Here is a 20,685-nt window from a genome sequence, read left to right as displayed (position 1 = left end):
CTTCTTTGATTGTAATATACAGTTTAAATAGTTTTTTATCAAATTATTTTTCTAGTTTAATCTAATTTAAGAAACTCCACTTTTCTATGCTAGTTTTCTTTCATTTTTTTTTAAAAGATAATTAAAGCTAAAAATGATTACGGCCAACGAAATGTACCACCTCTGACATAATTTTTACCACTGAATGACATGGAATGTACCAGTAAATGCCATGCGTTTACCACTTCATACCTTTGTATAATTAATGAGCATACCTTCGGGTGTGACATTTTTTATATGGAGGTATTTTTTTATGATCCATTATCAAAAGATATTGGAGTTACACGATGAAGGAATCCAGTCTTAGAGGCATCGCTGCAAGTACTGGCAACTCTCGTCAAAAAGTAACAGAGATTATCCATCTCGCTAAAAAGAAGGGATTAGTCTGTCCGTTAGATGAAGAAATGACAGATAAATGAATTGAGGAATTTCTCTATCCTGAGAAGACTTTGGAGGGGTCAGGAAGACTACCGTTGGACTTTGATTAAATTCATTGATTATTGCAGATGAAATGAGCCACTTATGCGGAGTTTTGAGCCAGTCATTGCGGAGAAAAGAGCCACCCTTTGCGGAATGGAGAGCCATTATAAATAGAATCACGAAAGCCTCTTGTATAATTATGTTGCATGCAATCAAGCATGACACTAATATACAGGAGGTTTTTATTATGATTAATTGTCGTAAGATTCTGGAACTTCATTTTGAAGGAATCAGTCAGAGGACCATTAGTTCTAGTACTGGACATTCAAGGAATACCGTTTCTGATGTCGTTCAACGTGCCAAGAAACTCGGTGTGGAAAGTTTGAACGATACAATGACCAATCCATGGTTAGAAGCTTTTCTTTTTCCAGAGAAACAAGCTATGGAGAAAGGATACTTTCCAGTTGATTGGGAAAAGGTTCATAAGGAGTTACAAAAAAAGAATGTCACCTTGACTTTATTGCATCATGAGTATGCGACAGAAGCACGTGATGGTGGAAAAATTCCCTATGCCTATCGTACTTTTTGTGAAAACTATGGAAAATATGCGAAGAAGTATAAGTTAACAATGCCTATTCGAAGAAAGCCAGGTGAAGTCATGGAGGTAGATTGGGTTGGATCTACGCTACAAATGATAGATCGTTCAACAGGAGAAATGATTCCAGCATATGTTTTTATTGCGACCTTGCCTTATAGTCAATTCAGCTATGTTGAGGCATTTTTAGATAGGAAGTCAGCTAATTGGCTTACTGCTCACATCCATGCATTGGAGTATTTTGGGGGAGTTCCTGAAACACTGGTTCCCGATAATTTAAAAACAGGTGTTACGAAAGCACATCGAGAAGAGCCTATTCTGAATGAAGCCTATCGTGAATTTGCAGATTATTACCATACTATCATTGTTCCGAGCCGTATTCGCAGTCCAAAAGATAAAGCAAGCGTCGAAGGAACTGTTGGATATATTTCTCGGCAAATTATCGCTCCGTTAAGAAACTATCAATGTTTTCATATCGGAGATTTAAATCAACAAATCTTTGAAAGGCTAGAGGAAATCAACACCGTTGATTTTCAAAAACGACCTGGTTCGCGTAAAAAGGTGTTTGAGGAAGAAGAGAGATCCTACCTTCAACCGCTTCCTCAAACACGGTATAAACTTGCGGAATGGAAAACAGCAAAAGTTCAACTGAACTACCACATCCAAGTTGAACGAATGTATTATTCCGTTCCATATGATTATGTCCGAGAGAATGTCGACGTTCGACTAACTACGGATTTAATTGAAGTTTACTTCAAAGAAGTCCGTATTGCATCCCATAAACGATTAAAAGGTGAAATTGGTCAGTTTTCTACAAACATAGATCATATGCCTGATAATCACCGATTATATTTAGAACATAATCCTGATAATAATCGGAAGTGGGCAGAAACGATTGGACCATCCATGACTAAGTTTGTTTCTTATATCTTAGAAGTAAATGTGGAGAAAAAGGCATTAAATATTCTTAGTGTACTAAGAAATCTATCAACAAAACACACAAAGACAGACATGGAGAAAGCAGTAGAAACATTACTTGAAATATCATCAAATCCAACGGTTTCTGTTTTAAAAAGCGTATTGGAAAGAAATAAGAAAAGAAAACAAAAACAAAATACAGTTATTAGCAACACCTCTGATGATTATGGATTTGTCCGTGGGGCTAAATACTTTGGGAGAGATAATAAATGATGAACCAAGAGACTTTACGTAAATTAATAGAGATGAAAATGGGTGCGATGGCTGAATTATATCAGCAACAAGGACAGAATAAAGATTACAAGGGGATGGATTTTGATGATAGATTCAATCTCTTAGTAGATTATGAATATGATAGAAGAAAATCTAATAGACTAGAAAGATTAATTAAACAAGCGACCTTCAGTGAGCCGACAGCAGCCATTGAAGATATCGAATATCATCCAGATCGCCATTTAGACAAGAAGCAAATACTAGAGTTAGCAACAGGAAATTATATTCAAAACCACCATAACATTATTTTAATGGGAGCCTCTGGGAACGGGAAAACGTGGATATCAAACGCCTTTGGTGTTCATGCATGTCGCCAATATTACAAAGTAAAATATATTCGATTACCAGAATTACTTGATGAATTAGCAGTAGCAAAATATGAAGCAGATGGAAGTTTCCGTAAGTTGATTCAAAAATACAAAAAGATCGATTTACTGATAGTAGATGAGTGGTTATTAACAGAGCTATCAGAAGAAAATGTACTCCATGTGTTGGAAATTATTGAATCAAGGTTAAAGAAAGCATCAACTATTTTCTGTTCTCAGTTTTCTCCAGAAGGATGGCACTCAAAACTAGGACAGGCACAAATAGCAGATGCGATTCTTGACCGAATCGTTCACGACTCCTATAAGATTCTGGTTGATGGCGAAGTTTCGATGAGAGAACGTCATGGATTGAGGGTATCTATATGATTCCCATAGAAGTTGAAAATCGTATAGCAAGATATTTTATGCATATGTATTTACCCGATGAAGTAAGGATGGCAGTGGAAGAAAGACTATTACCTACCTGCATATGGAATGAGGAAGAGAATTTAGATTAAGATGAACTGGTCCGTTGGGCAATTGAGATTATTGATAAGCACTTAGGAGATAAAGGATTCAGATAATACAAGCGGCCATTGGAATGAAACTTGTTCTAATGGCTTTTTAATTACTTTGTATTTTAATAATAGTGGCTCTTTCTCCGCACTTACTGGCTCAGATGTCCGCAAATAGTGGCTCAAAACTCCGCACTGCCGGCTCAATCTATTCGCAATACTCATTCATGATGAGTTAGCTAAGCCTAACGTAACACTTTCTCTTCTACATCATGAATATGAAGCGAAGTGCCGGACAAACAATAAGATTCCTTACTCCTATCGTAGCTTTTTACGACATTACAGTAGATACGCAGATAAATATAAAGCTACTTTACGTATTCGTAGAAAACCAGGCGAAATCATGGAAGTTGATTGGGCGGGATCGACCTCCTTCATCATTGATAGAGATACCGGGGAAAAGGCTAAGGCTTATGTTTTCGTTGCGACATTACCGTGCAGTCAAATATCTTATGCCGAAGCAACCTTATCAATGGATTTACATTCGTGGATTTCCGCACACAACCACGCTTACAAATATTTTGGTGGAAGCACACAAATTATTGTTCCAGACAATCTTAAAGCAAGCGTGACGAAACATACCACACGCGAGTTAGTCTTAAATCCTACTTATAGGGAAATGGCAGACTACTACAATACTGTGGTCATGCCTGCCCGGGTTCGAACACCTAAGGACAAAGCTAGTGTAGAAGGTTCCGTTAATGTTATCTCTACATGGATTATTGCAGGATTAAGAAATACACATTGTTTCAGTATCGATGAATTGAATGAAGAAGTTTGGAAGAAATTAGCCGAATTCAATGAGCGCCCCTTCACGCGCAAAAAAGGGTGTCGTCTGTCGGCGTTTGAGGAAGAGGAGAAATTCGCACTTTCCCCTCTACCATCTAAACCTTACAAAATGTCTGAATGGAAAACAGCGAAAGTACGTCCCGACTATCACATCTCTGTCGATAGTATGTTTTATTCAGTTCCATATGAATATATCAATCGACAAGTCGAAGTGAAACTTTCAGACGACCTCGTTGAGGTATATTTCAATCTTATGCGGGTAGCTTCCCATAAACGATTATATGGGAAATTCGGTCAATTATCTACTATTCGTGATCATATGCCAGAAAATCACAAGTTATATGTGGATCAAACTCCAGAAGCTGCATTTGAATGGGCTGAAAGTATCGGAGCTTCCACATTGAATGTTGTTAAATATATTCTAGATACATCTCAAACAGAAAAACTCGCGTTACAGTCTATATTTACTTTGAAAAAATTTGAGCGCCGTTATACAAAATATGAAATTGAACGTGCATGTAAAATGATTATTTCTATGACAAAAAGGCCAACTGTTAAAAGTATTCAAACTATATTAAAGAGCAATAAAAAGAGTGATGCCGAGCAAGAAATGAGACGAAAAACAGAGACTAGCGAAAATAACTTTGGCTTCACAAGAGGATCTAATTACTACGGAGGAACGGACAAATGATGAATGACCAAACGTTAAAAAATTGCACGAAATGAAATTAAGTGGAATGGCAGAAGCCTATAAAGAGCAGGCATTGAACAAGGAATTTCAAAAGATGAATTTCGACGATCGCTTTTCTTTGCTTGTTGATTTAGAGTTTTCTCGTCGTAAGAGCAATGCGCTTCAACGTTTAATAAAATCAGCCACTTTTATAAATTCGAATGCTTGTATTGAAGATATAGAATATTACGAGGATAGAAGATTAGAAAAAGATTTGATTTTAAAACTTGCCAGTGGTACCTATATCCTAGAAAGCCACAATATCATATTGAAGGGTCCTACTGGTTCAGGTAAATCTTATTTAGCTAGTGCATTCGGAGTATCTGCTTGTCGTCAATTCTATAAAGTTAAATACATCCGTTTGCCAGAATTACTAGATGAACTGTCACTAGCAAAATTAGCTGCGGACGGAAGTTATCGTAAATTAATCAAAAAATACACGAAGGTCGATTTACTTATTTTGGATGAATGGTTACTGACAGATTTATCAACGGATGAAGCAGCAATCTTACTAGAAATCGCAGAAGCTCGCCATAAAGTAGCTTCAACAATCTTCTGTTAGCAAATTGATCCTAGAGGATGGCACACGAAATTAGGGAATGAAACGATAGCAGAAGCTATTTTAGACCGTATTATCCATGATTCTTATCAAATCTTAATAGATGGCGAAATATCCATGCGTGAGCGCCATGGACTAGGTGGAGCACTCTAATATGGCAGTAATGACTAAAAAAGAACTACGGAAGTTAGAGGAATACTTCTACTATGTCGGATACAAAAACTGGTACCCATTTCCCCAGGATCTAAAAAAGCAGTTAATGGATATCTATGGAAAGAAACCTTTTCCACAGGAATGGAATGAACAGGACATATTTGAGGGGTCAAAAAAATTGATTAGAGAGTATTTTAAAAATAATTCTAATTAGCAACAGTCAGTAAAAGAAAAGCCCTACAGTTTATTAAGCTAGTTAATCTGTAGGGTTTTACTATGCTTGGTAAACGAATTGGCATTGTGTGGTACATTTATTGGCGAAGACTGGTAAAAAACATGGCAAGGGTGGTAAAATCACCTGGCCGTAATCAAAAAGGTTAAAAAATCTGATGAGTATTAGTGAATATAGTACTCTAGCTTTAAGAAATTACTATCTTCTTATAACAAACCACCCATAAAAGGTTTATAAAAATTAGCCCCCCAGCAATTACCCCTATACTTAGTTTATAAAAATCTTCTAAAAGGTAGCCAAAGAACAAGCTCCCTAGTGGGAGTAGGACATTTGATAAAATATATGAAACAGAAAAAACTTTACCTATGTATTCTTTATTTACATCTGTTTGTAGGAAACTTTGAAGAGCAACATTGTATCTTACATAGAAAAAATTTAAGATGAAGCAGATAAAAATAAGTAGGAATTTACTATTAAATAATATTAGGCTACTAAGTAAAATACCTGAGAAAAAAATTCCTATCCTTTCCTTTATTATCATTTTATCCACAATAATATATTTTGTGGATAACGCCCCACATAGTGCTCCTATTGACTCTAAAGAGAGAAAGACACCATAGTAAAAACTATTACCAACTTTATCTAACGCAAAAACCGGTAGTAAAAGATTAAAACCAGCTAAGAAAAAATTAGAAATTCCACCTGTTAAAATTAGCATAGATAATACTTTTCGATTTAATAAATATTTTAATGTATCCCAATAACCAATTAATTTTGATTTTGAGTTAAGTTCGTTTAATTGTATACCTTTTACAAATAAAAAAGATATAAAAAATGAAATAGCATTAATAATTAATGCACCATTAAGAGTTAATATATCGAATTGGTATAGAAAAGTTGATATTAGCGGCAATGCAATTTTTAGTATTTCACTATACATAGCTAAAATACTATTAAAAGATATTATTAACTCTTTTTGTACTACATTTGAAACCAGTGATTTAATTAATGGCGCTGTTAACGCTATATTAATGTTAAGTAAGAAAACCACTAAGTAAATAATATCCTTGCTAAAAGAAGAAATAAGGAAAACACTTATAATACAAAATATTGCAGAGGATAAATCAGCCCAAAGGAGAATTTTTTTTAAATAATTACTATCTGCCAAATATCCTCCTAAAAGGCTAAATAATAATGCGGAAATTCCTGAAATTGATAAGATTACACCTAAAGTATGTGAACTATTAAATATATCCAATATCCATAAGTTTACAATTGTGTTGAATACAGATGTACCAAATAAAGAACTAACTTTTGATATTAATATTTTATTTTTCATAAGAGCGAATATCCTTCCTTGTTGTCTAAATTCACTAAATATTATAACATGGTATATGTTAGAAAAAATATATTTTTTTAGGAGAGGAATTATGAATATATTAATTTTTGCATCACAAAGTATTAAATACCTACCGCTTGATCAATGGATTTTCAATGATCCCATACACGAGAAAAATACCTATGTTTTATTTGTTAAGAAAGAACATGAAGAAGGATATCAAGACATAAATCAGTTACCTAATGTTAATATATATAGTTTTGATAACTGGGAGAAGAATAATAATATAGAGAAAAAAGCAATAGATCTCCATTTCAAAAATAATTTTGATAAATTATTATCTGTAAGGGAAGGAGATGTAGAAAGAGCTTCATACATACGTGATTATCTAAACATATCAGGCCAGAGACCATATAGTGCAAAAATCTTTCGCGATAAGTATATTATGAAGAGTTTTGTTGCGAACAATGGATTTAAAACTCCTAACTTTCAAAAAGTTCATTCATATATAGATGCTTTAAATTTTTTAGATAATTATAAGTATCCAGCCGTAATTAAACCAATCGATGGAGCTGGTTCAGTAAATACTTTAGTATTAAAATCTAAAGAAGATCTTGATAGATTTGCCGCATCGAATTCTTTTGCTAATATGATTATAGAATCTTTTGCTAAAGGAGAAGTTTATCATTTAGATGGTATTATCCTTGATAATAAACTGGAATTTATTACAGTCTCAAAGTATATTAATAATTGCCTAGCTTATCAAGAAGGAAAATCTACAGCGAGTATATTTATAAATCAAGATTCACCACTATCAATAATTTTGAAAAATTACGGTAAAGCATTATTGAATATTTTACCATGTCCTCAAAATATGACATTCCATTTAGAAATATTTGTTGACAATCATGAGATTACTTTTTGTGAAATTGCTTGTAGAACAGGTGGAGGAAGAATCGCTGAATGTATAGAAGCTGAACTCGGTATTCATATCACTAAAGAATTTATTAAAAGAGAATGTGGTTTTAGTAACGTAATTGATGTTCAAAAAAACAAATGGGATAAATATAGAGGGTGGATATTGAGTTCGCCTTTAAAAGGTACATTAGTTTCCATGCCCGAAGAAATTCCAAATGAGTGGGTGTTTGACTACTGGAAATTTGCTACAATTGGAACTAAATTTGATGGTGCAAATTCCTCTGTCTTCTCAACCGCTGCATTATGTTGTGAGGCTGATACAGAGAGTCTTTTAACTGAAAGATTAATTGAAATAGATAAATGGTTTAAATCTAATTGCACATATCAAGAAGTGAAATCCTAAAAAATGTCAAATATACTTATAATAGACTTTAGTATGTGAGAAATGCTTCAAAAGGCATTTCTCGCCTATAGGTTAGAGCTATAAAATATAATTGGTGACCGATTAGTAACCGTGACGGTTTTAAAAATATTAATGAAACTATGATAGTAATAAGCTCTTTAAGGTGTATTTATCTATATTATTCACCTTAATAAATGGGATTATAAGGTTCAATGTTTCAGATTCCATATGTAACAGAAATTGATTTAGGCAATAATAAATTTCTCAATACTTTTTGTTAATAATTCACTTGAATCTGAAGTGGTAACATGATACTATAATTTTAAAGATTGAATCGTCGTCAATCTTTCTCTTTTAAATGTAAATGTCTTCTAGGATTCTAGAAGACTTTCATACCGAAAATACGCAAATTAATATAATGACTAACGGGAAGCACCCGAATGTAAGACAATTCTTTGTAATTGCCTTGTGTTCGGGTGTTTTTTTGTTTTAAAGGAGTTTTAGTATGACAAAGAAGGTTCTTATAGCGGTAGGTGATAAAACCTATACCAAGATTTTAATTGAGACCTTTTCAAAGTATCCTGAAGATTTCACTTTAAGTAAACAAGAAATTTTACATCGAAAATATCTCTATGAAATTGTTAAAGAAGAAACTCCTTCAATACTAATTGTGCATGATACTTATTTAGAATCCATGCAAGAAAATCAAAAAGATAAAGATATTGAGCTGTTAAGTATTATAAAACAACTCCGACTTGATTTCGACGACGCATTAAGAATTGTTTTCCTATGCGAACGATCAAGCAATGATCCGCTTCTTTCTCGACTAGTTAGTATGGGAGTACTTGATATATTCAATACCCAAAGAATAGATATTGAACAATTTATAAACCAGTTAAAAGGGAAAGTCTCATTCGCAGAAGTAGCACGTTTTATCAATAACTCTCTTAGTATCGATGGTGAAGTGATTCCCTCTCTACTGGAAGAAGATTCGGAAGAGGAATCTGTTAACGAAGATGAGAACGGTAAAACACACAAAGAAAAAAACACTAAAGAAAAAACTATCGTACAAAGAATCGTTCAAAAAAATGTCATAAAAAGGGAATACTCAATTCACGTACATAATGCACCCAGTGAAAAAGTAGTAGGTGTTCCAGTTAGGAAGAAAACTATCCTTGTAGGTAGCTTTTACCAACGCAATGGTACAACATTTATTTCACATCTATTAGCTCGTAGCATAGCAAATTACCAAGTTAGCACATTATATGTGGAAGATCCCTTGCTAAATCCCTATACATATGACCGTTTTTATGGCCATGAATTTGCTCCAAATTACGTAAATAAGTGGAGTGCACAACAAGAGAATACTTCAGATATTCAAACAGAGTGGTTTCGTGAAGGTGTGGAACTCATATGCCATAATCCTACTTTTTCTAAAAAAGAACCACAGGGAACAAATTTTGAAGATTATATAAAACTTCTCTATACGAATTTATCCCTTGTTACGATTATCGATGTTGGTTGTAACTTAGACAATGACGTAACAACAGATTTATTAGAGATAGCTGATCATCTATTTATTGTTCTAGACTCGGATGTTACACAGCTTCAAAGACTGGGGGAGAACCCATTGTTTTCTACCCTCTTAGAATCAGATAAAACTTATATTATCGGTAATCGCTTCAATGAAAAAATAAGGGAGAATCCACTAATTCAAGATTTATTTAAAGATAATTTAATTTCCATACTTCCATCTTTTCAAGACGAAGACGTATATGAAGCGCAGTATCAAGGTAAATTCCTTAATGATTGCAAAGACTATAAAAATAAAGCAAATGAGTATTTAAAACCTATTTTGGAGCTTTTGCTACCGGATAAATTACTAAAAGTCAAAGGAAGCGGAATCTTAAGTAAACTCTTCTCCAGAAAAATTAAGATAGAAAAAAATATACCAGGAGGAAATTAAATCGAATGAATTTCTTTAAAAAACCTTCCATCAAAATTATCAGCGGTATATTGGTCGGTATTTCTGCTATTGGACTAACCTTATTTTATGACCAATTTTTACGTGTGAGAATCGATTCAACAGAGGTAGTAGTAATTAAACCCTCTGCTGACATATTAAGAAACGAACCTATTACGGAAGATAAACTCCTTATTGAACGTCGACCGAAACAAACATTAATAAATGATGTAATCTTACCTTCAGAAGTAGATGAAATTATTGGATTAGACGCTAATCAAGTCATCCAGGGGAATTCGCTTCTTACAAAAACGATGATAGATTATGATGATCTATTACCCAATGAAGAAGAGGGGGAAGCTATTCGCCCTATAACCAAAGAAATGATATATGCAATGCCAGGTTCTTTAAGAAGAAAAGACACCGTTAATATCTATTTAATTTATAACGATGGTACAACCAATTTAAATAAAAATGGTCCCTCTACTACGAGCTCAGAGGATTCTGAAGAGCAAATAGAAAATATCACTAATTCCATGAAAAGTGAACCATTTTTAAAATCAATAAAGGTTGTTTATGTAAAAGATTCAAGCAATAAAGAAGTTATTTCCTCTTCAGAGAACAACAACGAGGATAAACGACTTAATGCCACTTCAAGCATAAGTGATTTGGAAATTATCTTGAATGAAGAAGACTTTAAAAAGCTGATGAACGAAGTACTCGGTAAAGGAGCAAGAGTATATATTACTTATCAATAGGGAGAAGGGCATGTAATGGAAATCTTAATCTTTAGTCAAAACTCTACGTACAAAGAATTAATTGACAAAATGGACAATCTCCATGCTCATATGGGCAACATTGAATATCCTAATAAAGAAATAATCGATGCTATCTTATTAGATGGTGATTCATTTGATATCAATAACATGGGATTACTTAGAGAAAAATATCCCTCTATTCCCATGTATTTTAAGCCTAGTCAAATTAAGAGTGAACAATTCACTAAGACAATTACAAGACTATGTGCAGCATTTAAAGTAACTCTTATTAATGAATACTCTACAGAACTTCAAGTTGTAGAATATTGTATCAATAATCTTACAAACAAAGATGATTATTTATCTAAAAGAATTATTGGCTTTTTCGGAACTCATAATGGTGCTGGCGTTTCTTCTACCACTTTAAATGTAGCTAGAGCATTATCCCAAAAGGTTAAAGAGAAGGTTTTAGTATTTAGTTTAAATAGTTGGGATCCAGCTGACTATTTCTATTTATACAAAGGGCAATATTTGAATGATTTAAAAGTCGATCTCAATGTTAAAAGTTTATCAATAAATAGGTTATCCGAAGCCATTTATCACCATGAATCTTTTTATCATTTAGCTGGGAACCGCGATATTAAAATGCAACGTTTTTATAAGCCTTATGAAATTGAACATTTGATCCAAACTGCCCAACAATTATTTGATGTAATTTTAATCGATGCAGGTACTCATTTTGATACTGCACCTGCAGCACAAGCTTATTTGAGTAGTAATATGAAATTTCTTGTTACTAATCAAGAAGAGAAAGGATATAGAGGTTATTACCCTTATCTATTTCAACAAATAATAGAGCCTTCCGGTGGGAAAAATGAAGACTTTATGCTTGTAATAAATAAATTCCAGCCAGCAAACGCCTTAATAAGTGAGAAAAAACTTGAAGAAGAATTAAAATATAATAACAGAAGATAGAATTAATGAAAGTGTAGAGAGGGTTATGGAGTTAAAAAATAATTATTTAAAGTAAGTACACAGAGGGGGGGTTCTCCTGCTGGCGTTTTTGGGAAGCGGGAGAATCGTCCCTCTGAATGCTTTTCTATCTATCTCCATAAACTAACGAATGTTAAGTTTTAACAAAGGGTGATTTTTTTGAAGAATGTATTTGTTATTTACCGAAATGATTGGGTTCGAATTTTTAAGGCGCCTGTGGCTGCACTTTTAATTGTAGCCTTAATGGTGCTGCCATCTCTTTATGCATGGTTTAATTTGGCGGCTTCGTGGGATCCATATTCCAACACGAGTGGAATAAAAATTGCTGTAACAAGTGAAGATGATGGTGCAACTATTCGTGATTCCTCCGTCAATATTGGCGATGAAATTGTTGCAAGCTTAAAGGAAAATGATAAGCTTGGCTGGGAATTTGTAAGTAAAGAAAAAGCGAAGGCAGGTGTTACGAAAGGAGATTATTATGCAAGCCTGTACATACCGCATGATTTTTCTGCCAAAATTGCGACTATTTTAGAGGACAAACAAGTAAAGCCAGAGATTGACTATAGTGTGAACGAAAAGCTAAATGCAATAGCACCAAAGATGACTTCTACTGGCGCATCTACGATTGTGCAACAAGTGAAAGAAAACTTTATTCATACGGTAAGTGAATCTGTGTTGAGTGTATTTAATGACGCTGGGATTAAGCTGGAAGAAGAATTACCGACGATTAGAAATATAGAAGAGAAAATTTTCGCATTAGAAAAAGAAGTTCCTAAAATAAATGAATTAGGAGAAAAAGTAGTAACACTTGAAAGTAAATTGCCTGAAATCAATAAACAAGCGCAAAAAATCTTAACATTAGAAGAGGCTTTTCCTGACATTAATGAAGCCAGTAAAAATATCCTTTTATTAGAGGCGAAGCTTCCGGAACTGGAAAAGGTAGGTGAAGGCATTCTTCTCTTACAGGAAAAGGCGCCAGAGATTCAAAAGCTAGCGGATGGTGTTGAGGAGCTAGAAGCTCATTTTTCTGACATTAGTGAAATGGTAACAAGCGCCTTATCTAATGTAGAAAATATGCAATCATTTCTTGAAACAGCAAGTGGATCATTAGGCAAAATAGAACAAGGAATAAATAACGGGAAGCAAATTGCAGATGTATTGCCAGGGTTTATCGATGCAAATGGGCAAGCGCTCGATGCTGTTGGTCCTGTATATAAGCAAAATTTGCTTCTATATCAAAAAACAGCTGATGCCGTTCATCAATTGGCTGCATTAGTTCAAACAGGAAATCTTACTGAAGAAGAAATAAAGACAAATACTGTGGCATTGCAAACACAAGTGCAGACAAGTATCGATAGTTTAACACGTTCGATTGCATTATTTTCTACTTTAAACAGTGCAACTCCAAATGGAGAAGAGGCTCTTTTAACTGAAATAAAAGATTTGCAGGAATTAAAAACGAATTTTCAGCAAGAAAAAGAGAGGCTTCAAACGATTCAGGCAGCGGATCAGGAAAAAGCAAACACTTTATCGGCATTGTCACAAGAAGCGATTGAACTTAGTACTACTCTAATAAATCGCTATGATAAGCAAACAAAACCAGCAATTAATCGTGCTTTAGAGGGGATAAAAGATTCTACTCAACATGCAATGAATGATTTAGAAAGTGCACAAGAAAATATACCAAAGCTAGAAGAAATAATAAAAAATACAGATGAGTCACTTACCTTTGCTCAGGAAGAATTAACAAAGCTTCACTCTGATTTACCTACAATAGAAAAAAAGATTCATGAAGCGACAAACCTTATACAGGAAAATTTAGATAAAGTTTTAGCAGGCATTAATGACGCCGCAGAATTTTATCGAACTTCTTTTCCGAGTATAAAAGAGAAGATTCATGCAGCAGCAGGCTTTGTTCGTAATGATCTTCCAGCAGCTGAACAAGATATTACTAAAGTAGCTGCATTTATTAAAAATGATTTACCTAGAGTGGAGGATGCTGTTCATAAAGCCGCAGATATGGTACAAAATGAATTACCAAAATTAGAAGAGACATTGACAAAAACAGCAGATTCTATTCGGACTTTTGAAGGCGAATATGATTTAGGCGAGATTATTTCTTTGTTGAAAAATGATATAGAGCAAGAAAGTGATTTTATATCAGATCCTATTGTATTAAATGAAAATTCCTTATTTCCCATTCCTAATTATGGGTCAGCAAATTCGCCTTTTTATACAACCTTAAGTTTATGGGTTGGTGCCTTACTGCTCATTTCCTTATTACGAGTGGATGTACGAGATCCAGAAGGAATCTATACACCTAACCAAATATACTTTGGCAGATGGCTTACCTTTATCACAATTGGATTATGTCAGAGTCTGATTGTTACACTAGGAGATATGTTTATCTTAAAAGCATATGTAGCAGATCCAGTTGCTTTTGTGTTATTTGGTATGTTTATCAGCTTAGTATTTATGACCATTGTTTATACATTGGTTTCTGTTTTTGGCAATCTTGGCAAGGGATTAGCGATTATTTTTCTTGTATTGCAGTTATCTGGTTCTGGTGGTACTTTTCCTATTCAAGTTGCACCACCTTTTTTTCAGACTATTAATCCCTTCCTACCATTTACACATGCCATCAATCTGTTAAGAGAAACAGTAGGTGGGATGGTGAAGGAAACAGTAATATATTCAATTAGTATGCTTCTGGTTTTTAGTGCGATTGCTTTCATCGTTGCCCTATTTTTAAAAAAGCCATTGGCCAATGGGACAAAAAAAATGACAGAAAAGGCAAAGGCAAGCGAGATTATTCATTAATAATGACTACGTGGACAAGTAATCTCCCATAATGGAAAGCGAAGGACTGTTTCTACTTGATAGAACAGTCTTTTTGCTTTTATTTTAAGAATAATGTAGTGCCAAAAAGGGTAAAAAAAGGAAGGTATCAGCCTTATTAAGTGTTTACGTTAATTATGTAAGGCTTAAAGGGAAAACTGATGTTGGCTGAAGTGCTGATTAGTTTGGCTGAAAAGTCGTCGATTTTGGCTGATAAAAAGGAAGTTTGGCTGAAAAGTCGCCGGGTTTGGCTGATAAAACAGAAGTTTGGCTGAAAAGTTGGTGATTTTGGCTGATAAAACAGAAGTTTGGCTGAAAAGTTGGTGATTTTGGCTGATAAAACAGAAGTTTGGCTGAAAAGTCGCCGGGTTTGGCTGATAAAACAGAAGTTTGGCTGAAAACCCAACAGATTTGGCTGATAAAACCCGATTTTGGCTAGAATCCTCTCATCTTTGCCTGATAAATCTAATAATTAGATATGTCTTCTGCTATAAATTTAGTCTTTGCTATAATGAAAAGCATCTTTTCATTAATTTCTCCTATAATTTACTACTCCTATGACGTAAACAGCTGATTGCTAATGGTCCATGTAAGTATCTGCTTTCTAAACTCAAACTATCAGAAACAGATTTGGATTAAATGTAATAGACAACAATTTATATCTTCTCCTCCAGCTACGGAAGGTTGGCTGTATTTAATATTATTATTAAATACAATACTTATTCTCCTTACTTCATCTTTCTGCTTGTATTATGACTAGTAATAGGATTTATATTTCAAACGAAATGGGAAAAAATACAATTATAAACGTATTGCCTTTTTTATTGACAACTTGTATATACATCTATATCATTGGTTTTGTGACATGTATATACAAGATTCAACAAATATTTGCAAACGTTTTTATTAGTTTTGGAATAGAATTCATCTTCATCCATAGAGTAGGAGGACGCAGGGAATGAGCATAGATAAACAGCAAGTTAGCGATATAATCGAAGCGATTGGCGGTAAAGAAAATATTTCTGCTGCAACACATTGTGTGACAAGATTACGATTTGCATTAGCAGATGAAGGAAAAGTAAAGAAAGAGAAGCTAGAATCGATAGATTTAGTTAAAGGATCTTTTTCGACAAATGGACAGTTTCAAGTAGTAATTGGTCCAGGTACGGTAGAAAAAGTATATAAAGAATTAATCAATCAAACAGGTGCATCAGAAGGCACAAAAGATGATGTCAAAAAAGCCTCTGAACAAAATTTAAATCCATTACAGCGTGCTGTAAAAATGTTAGCTGATATTTTTATCCCGATTTTACCTGCGATTGTAACAGCTGGTTTACTAATGGGAATCAACAATGTATTAACTGGGGAAGGCATCTTTTTTGAGCAGTCGGTTGTCCAAGCGTATCCCCAATGGGCAGACTTTGCTAGTATTATCAATTTAATTGCCAATACAGCGTTTACGTTTTTACCAGGTTTAATCGGATGGTCTGCAATGAATCGCTTTGGCGCTAGCCCTTTATTAGGGATTGTTCTTGGGTTAATGCTTGTTCACCCAGATTTATTGAATGCATGGGGTTATGGAAGTGCAGAAGAGATTCCAACCTGGAATATTTTTGGTTTAGAAGTAGAGAAAGTTGGTTATCAAGGACAAGTTTTACCAGTCCTAATTGCTTCCTAAGTATTAGCTAAATTAGAAATTTTCCTAAGAAAAAGAATTCCAGATTCCTTTCAAATGCTATTCGTGGCGCCAATTGCTTTACTTGTGACAGGATTTGTATCGTTTATTGCAATCGGACCAATCACATTCTTTATTGGTAACCTGATTACAGATGGTGTTGTAGCTATTTTTGACTTTGCACCAATTTTAGGTGGATTAATTTATGGTGGTCTATATGCACCACTTGTTATAACGGGAATGCATCATACATTCCTAGCTGTAGATTTGCAGTTAATCGGTAGCACTGGTGGAACATTCCTATGGCCAATGGTTGCTTTATCCAATATTGCTCAAGGTTCAGCAGCTCTTGCCATGTTGTTTGTATTAAAAGATGAAAAATTAAAGAGCTTGTCTATAACATCAGCGATTTCTGCATATCTTGGTGTGACAGAGCCGGCGTTATTTGGTGTTAATCTGCGTTTCCGATTTGCCTTTATTTCAGCTATTATTGGATCTGCAATTGCTGGTGCTTTTATTTCTATCCAAGCAGTTAAAGCACCTTCAATAGGAGTAGGCGGCTTGCCAGCATTCCTATCTATTTTCCCTGATAATTGGGGAGCGTTCTTTATGGGAATGGCGATTGTACTTATCGTTCCCTTCCTTCTAACACTACTATTTGGGAAAGTACGTAAAGCAAAATAATGTTGGATTGCTGATAACAGAAGATATCAAATGGTTCGTATTGGTATCTTCTGTTTTTATTTTTGCCAACACTAACAGACAGAAGAGCTTCACCGATGGAAGATTTCTTTATGACGAAAAGCTACAATAAAAAAGGAGATAGTACGAATGGATAAAAAATGATGGAAATAACTGGTACTCTAATTTTGGCGGCGCCGCATGGGAATATGATAAACAAACAGATGAATATTATTTGCATCTTTTTTCGAAAAAACAGCCTGATTTAAATTGGGAAAATCCGAAGCTGCGAAATGAAATTTATGAAATGATGAATTGGTGGCTAGACAAAGGGATTGATGGTTTTCGAATGGACGTCATCAACTTCATATCTAAACCAGATATAATGCCAAATGGAGAGCCAAAGCAGGGGAAAACATATGCTTCAGGTAGTAAATTTTACCGTAATGGTCCAAGAATCCATGACTATTTACAAGAAATGAATGAAAAAGTACTGTCCAATTATGATGTAATGACCGTTGGTGAAATGCCTGGAGTTACACCAGAATTAGCTGAAATATATACAAAGGAAAAAAATAAAGAGTTGAACATGGTCTTTCAATTTGAGCATATGGGATTGGATAATGGACCAAACGGAAAATGGGATTTAAAGCCGCTTAATTTACCGGATTTAAAGAAAAATTTGACGAAGTGGCAAAAGGCTCTTGAGGATAAAGGCTGGAATAGCTTGTATTTCAATAACCATGATCAGCCAAGGATTGTTTCTCGGTTTGGAAATGACAGTACTTACCGAGTAGAATCAGCAAAAATGTTGGCAACTTTGCTTCATATGATGAAAGGTACTCCTTATGTTTATCAAGGCGAAGAAATAGGGATGACGAACGTTCAGTTTGATACGATAGAAGACTATCGAGATATCGAGATTCATCAATTCTATCAAGAATAATTAGCGGAAGGAACTCCTTTAGAAAAAATAATGGAAAGCATTTATGCAAAAGGACGGGATAATTCTCGAACACCAATGCAATGGGATAATACAGTAAATGCAGGATTTACAATGGGAACTCCTTGGATTAAGGTAAATCCTAATTATATAAACATAAATGTTCAAGCTGCGATTTCTAATCCTGATTCTATTTATCACTATTATCGCAAGCTGATAAGCCTCCGGAAAAAACATAAAGTCATTGTATATGGGAGCTATGATTTATTACTAGAAAATCATTCAGAGATATTCGCTTATAAGCGTGCTTTGGATGGAGAGACGGTAATTGTTATTTGTAATTTTAGTGAGAAAGAGATCAAAACATCCTTTTTGGAGGACATACCCCGTGCTTCTTGTGAAAGGTTACTAAGCAATTACCCTAACAGTGATAAGAGGGTAGGGGGAGAAATAAATCTTCGAGCTTATGAGGTACAGGTTTATTTGCTTAAATAGACAATAAAGAGTGATTTGAATATTGAATAAGCCAGTTTTACTTGTGTAAGGACAAGTAAAATTGCTTTTTATTATAGTTTCAAGAGTTTTTTGATTATTCAATTATTTTTATATGGTAGTATTAAGGCAAAATAGAAGAAAGGAATAAGTGATAAATATGATGGAACAAAAAATCCTTGATTATTTTCCTCTGGGGATTATCCTTACAAATGATATTGGTACAGTGTTATATAGAAATGAATTAGCATGGAAGATGACCAAAAAGGTAATCGACAATATAATTGGTATAAATATTTTGGATGTAATTACTAATAGTTCCATTAATAAATGTATAAAAAATGGTCAATCTGTGATTTCCTCGATGAAGCTAAATGACACAGATGCAGCAATCATATACGAAACGTCTCTTCCAAGAATGGGAGATTCTCCAATAGGTTTAACTTTCATGTTGCATGAGAGTTTGATTGAGCATCTTGCCTTTCATACGAAACGTATTGGCGGACTAAAGCAGGAATTTGATTTGATTATGAGTCTGGTTGGTGAGCTTATTACTATTTCTGACGCAAATGGAATAATAATGAGGGTTAATGAAGCTTGTGAGCGGATAATGGGAGTTAAAGAGAGGGAATTTGTAGGGAAGCCAATTGAACAAATGGAAAAAGAAAAAATAATTGATAACTCTTCAACAAAACGAGTAATAAAAGAGGGCAGAAATGTTACGGTTGTACAAACAACTAAATCAGGCAAACGGTTATTAGTTAAAGGATATCCGATTTTTAACGAAAAGGGAGAATTAGAGAAAGTAATTAATATATCAAAGGATATTACAGAAACAGAGGAATTATTAACAAAACTTAATGAAACAAAGGAATTACTAAAGGAATATCAAACAGAACTCCACAGCAAAAGTCATGAAAAGGATGAAGTGATTATTAAATCTCCTCTGATGAAAAAAACATATGATTTAATAGAATGGATTGCAGAAGTAGATTCACCTGTATTGTTTCGTGGAGAATCTGGTGTTGGAAAAGAGTTCTTTGCGAACATTCTACACCAAAAAAGTAGTAGAAGAGGCGGTCCTTTTGTAAAAGTAAATCTTGGCTCTATTCCAGAAGAAATGATTGAAACGGAACTTTTTGGGAGCCGCGGTTCTTTCATTAAATCTGGTGCGATTGTTACTGCTCAAAATGGGGTTTTATTTTTAGATGAAATGGAAAAGCTGCCTGTGCATTTACAAGTGAAATTGCTACAGGTTTTCCAAGAAAAGAAAATGAATAATCCAGTAAATGAAGGAGAAATACTTATAAATGTCCGGGTAATTTGTTCAACTACTCAAGATTTAGAAAAGCTGATGGAAGAGAATCTCTTTCGTAGTGACCTTTATTATTGGCTGAATGTAGCACCTATTTATATTCCGAGTTTAAGAGAAAGAAGCGAAGAAATTCCCTTTTTGGCACATCATTTTTTAACTGTTTTTAATGAGATATATAATCGAAATAAAAGGTTTAATCAATCTATTTTTCAGATTTTCATGGAATATCCTTGGACAGGTAATGTTAGAGAACTACAAAATACAATTGAACGACTAGTAGTGACTATCTCTGCTGAAGAGCTTACGGAAAAACATTTATCATATACAATGTTAAAGAAGGCCATTCGGAAAAATGGAGAAAATCAGTCATTGAAAGAAATGGTAGAAACCTTTGAAAAGCATATAATCGAAGAAGCTATTGAAAATAGCAGAACCCTAAAGGATGCAAGTATCAAATTGGGAATAGATGCTTCTACCCTTTCAAGAAAAATCAAGAAATTAGGAATAGATATTGCAAAAATGCAATAACAGTTGCATTTTTGCAATTATAAAAAAGGTACTATTCTCACTGTTTTTATAGAAAATAGATAATCTTTATTGCAGATTTGCAATAGGGATTTTTTTTTAGGAAAAATAATGTCAGATAATCTAACATTATTATACAGAATAATTGGAATATATAATAAATTTGAAACGAGGATGTAAGCGACTATTAAAGT

General features: G+C 34.0%; 13 protein-coding genes and 3 pseudogenes. 15 read left to right on the top strand and 1 reads right to left on the bottom strand.

The features are described from left to right. The first annotated feature begins 326 nt into the window (after positions 1-326). The 7 genes and pseudogenes from HHU08_RS25565 (at position 327) to HHU08_RS20920 (ending at position 5,630) form a co-directional block, all read left to right on the top strand. The gene (locus tag HHU08_RS25565) at positions 327-458 is read left to right on the top strand and encodes a hypothetical protein (RefSeq protein ID WP_268927057.1); all 132 of its coding nucleotides are present in this window, start codon (positions 327-329) and stop codon (positions 456-458) included. Between the two features lie 248 nt (positions 459-706). Next, positions 707-2,245 carry an IS21 family transposase gene (gene istA, locus HHU08_RS20950; RefSeq protein ID WP_169189226.1) on the top strand — a complete coding sequence of 513 codons (1,539 nt, stop codon included), beginning with the start codon at positions 707-709 and terminating at the stop codon, positions 2,243-2,245. Continuing rightward, complete coding sequence (istB, locus tag HHU08_RS20945; RefSeq protein ID WP_169189225.1) at positions 2,242-2,997, top strand: IS21-like element helper ATPase IstB; 756 nt, start codon at positions 2,242-2,244, stop codon at positions 2,995-2,997. The genes istA (HHU08_RS20950) and istB (HHU08_RS20945) overlap by 4 nt, the downstream gene beginning before the upstream one ends. After that, positions 2,994-3,128, top strand: coding sequence for a hypothetical protein (locus tag HHU08_RS25560; protein WP_268927056.1), 135 nt, complete (start codon positions 2,994-2,996; stop codon positions 3,126-3,128). Before istB (HHU08_RS20945) ends, HHU08_RS25560 begins: the two co-directional genes overlap by 4 nt. Before the next feature lie 214 nt (positions 3,129-3,342). Then, entirely contained in the window at positions 3,343-4,665 is a 1,323-nt protein-coding gene (gene istA / locus HHU08_RS20930; RefSeq protein ID WP_169189730.1) for an IS21 family transposase, read from the top strand. Then, a pseudogene (gene istB, locus HHU08_RS20925) lies at positions 4,662-5,416 on the top strand (IS21-like element helper ATPase IstB). The gene istA (HHU08_RS20930) and the pseudogene istB (HHU08_RS20925) overlap by 4 nt, the downstream one beginning before the upstream one ends. 1 nt (position 5,417) lies before the next feature. Next, positions 5,418-5,630: a hypothetical protein gene (locus tag HHU08_RS20920; protein ID WP_169189223.1), complete on the top strand. Its 213-nt coding sequence runs from the start codon at positions 5,418-5,420 to the stop codon at positions 5,628-5,630. Between the two features lie 205 nt (positions 5,631-5,835). Here HHU08_RS20920 and HHU08_RS20915 read toward each other — a convergent pair whose 3' ends face one another. Continuing rightward, complete coding sequence (locus HHU08_RS20915) at positions 5,836-6,987, bottom strand: MFS transporter (protein WP_169189222.1); 1,152 nt, start codon at positions 6,985-6,987, stop codon at positions 5,836-5,838. Positions 6,988-7,078: 91 nt separating this feature from the next. Between HHU08_RS20915 and HHU08_RS20910 the strand changes: the two genes are divergently transcribed. The 8 genes and pseudogenes from HHU08_RS20910 (at position 7,079) to HHU08_RS20875 (ending at position 20,494) form a co-directional block, all read left to right on the top strand. Next, positions 7,079-8,308: an ATP-grasp domain-containing protein gene (locus tag HHU08_RS20910; RefSeq protein WP_169189221.1), complete on the top strand. Its 1,230-nt coding sequence runs from the start codon at positions 7,079-7,081 to the stop codon at positions 8,306-8,308. A gap of 505 nt (positions 8,309-8,813) precedes the next feature. Continuing rightward, positions 8,814-10,274, top strand: coding sequence for a hypothetical protein (locus HHU08_RS20905; protein WP_169189220.1), 1,461 nt, complete (start codon positions 8,814-8,816; stop codon positions 10,272-10,274). A gap of 5 nt (positions 10,275-10,279) precedes the next feature. Beyond that, positions 10,280-11,029, top strand: a complete 750-nt coding sequence (locus HHU08_RS20900; protein WP_169189219.1) for an SAF domain-containing protein — start codon at positions 10,280-10,282, stop codon at positions 11,027-11,029. Between the two features lie 15 nt (positions 11,030-11,044). Next, complete coding sequence (locus tag HHU08_RS20895) at positions 11,045-12,004, top strand: P-loop NTPase family protein (RefSeq protein WP_205835668.1); 960 nt, start codon at positions 11,045-11,047, stop codon at positions 12,002-12,004. Positions 12,005-12,181: 177 nt separating this feature from the next. Further along, a complete protein-coding gene (locus HHU08_RS20890) occupies positions 12,182-14,842 on the top strand; it encodes a YhgE/Pip domain-containing protein (protein WP_169189218.1) in 2,661 nt (886 codons plus the stop codon). 976 nt (positions 14,843-15,818) lie between these two features. Continuing rightward, positions 15,819-17,219, top strand: a pseudogene (gene treP, locus HHU08_RS20885) (PTS system trehalose-specific EIIBC component). Between the two features lie 166 nt (positions 17,220-17,385). After that, positions 17,386-18,654 (top strand): annotated as a pseudogene (locus HHU08_RS20880) (glycoside hydrolase family 13 protein); the annotation flags it as partial. Between the two features lie 157 nt (positions 18,655-18,811). Further along, positions 18,812-20,494 (top strand): sigma-54 interaction domain-containing protein, encoded by a 1,683-nt coding sequence (locus HHU08_RS20875; protein WP_169189217.1) that lies wholly within the window; start codon positions 18,812-18,814, stop codon positions 20,492-20,494. Positions 20,495-20,685 lie beyond the last annotated feature (191 nt).

The organism is Niallia alba (assembly GCF_012933555.1).
In the GTDB taxonomy this organism is placed as follows: domain Bacteria; phylum Bacillota; class Bacilli; order Bacillales; family Cytobacillaceae; genus Niallia; species Niallia alba.
The sequence above is the reverse complement of the archived record's forward strand: the minus strand, read 5'-3'. Positions and strand labels throughout refer to the sequence as shown.

Coding starts and splice junctions, on each gene's coding strand:
- HHU08_RS20920 (WP_169189223.1), top strand. CDS start 5,418: ATGGCAGTAATGACTAAAAAAGAACTACGGAAGTTAGAGGAATACTTC.
- HHU08_RS20905 (WP_169189220.1), top strand. CDS start 8,814: ATGACAAAGAAGGTTCTTATAGCGGTAGGTGATAAAACCTATACCAAG.
- HHU08_RS20915 (WP_169189222.1), bottom strand. CDS start 6,987: ATGAAAAATAAAATATTAATATCAAAAGTTAGTTCTTTATTTGGTACA.
- HHU08_RS25565 (WP_268927057.1), top strand. CDS start 327: ATGAAGGAATCCAGTCTTAGAGGCATCGCTGCAAGTACTGGCAACTCT.
- HHU08_RS20900 (WP_169189219.1), top strand. CDS start 10,280: ATGAATTTCTTTAAAAAACCTTCCATCAAAATTATCAGCGGTATATTG.
- HHU08_RS25560 (WP_268927056.1), top strand. CDS start 2,994: ATGATTCCCATAGAAGTTGAAAATCGTATAGCAAGATATTTTATGCAT.
- istA (WP_169189226.1), top strand. CDS start 707: ATGATTAATTGTCGTAAGATTCTGGAACTTCATTTTGAAGGAATCAGT.
- HHU08_RS20910 (WP_169189221.1), top strand. CDS start 7,079: ATGAATATATTAATTTTTGCATCACAAAGTATTAAATACCTACCGCTT.
- HHU08_RS20895 (WP_205835668.1), top strand. CDS start 11,045: ATGGAAATCTTAATCTTTAGTCAAAACTCTACGTACAAAGAATTAATT.
- HHU08_RS20875 (WP_169189217.1), top strand. CDS start 18,812: ATGATGGAACAAAAAATCCTTGATTATTTTCCTCTGGGGATTATCCTT.
- istB (WP_169189225.1), top strand. CDS start 2,242: ATGATGAACCAAGAGACTTTACGTAAATTAATAGAGATGAAAATGGGT.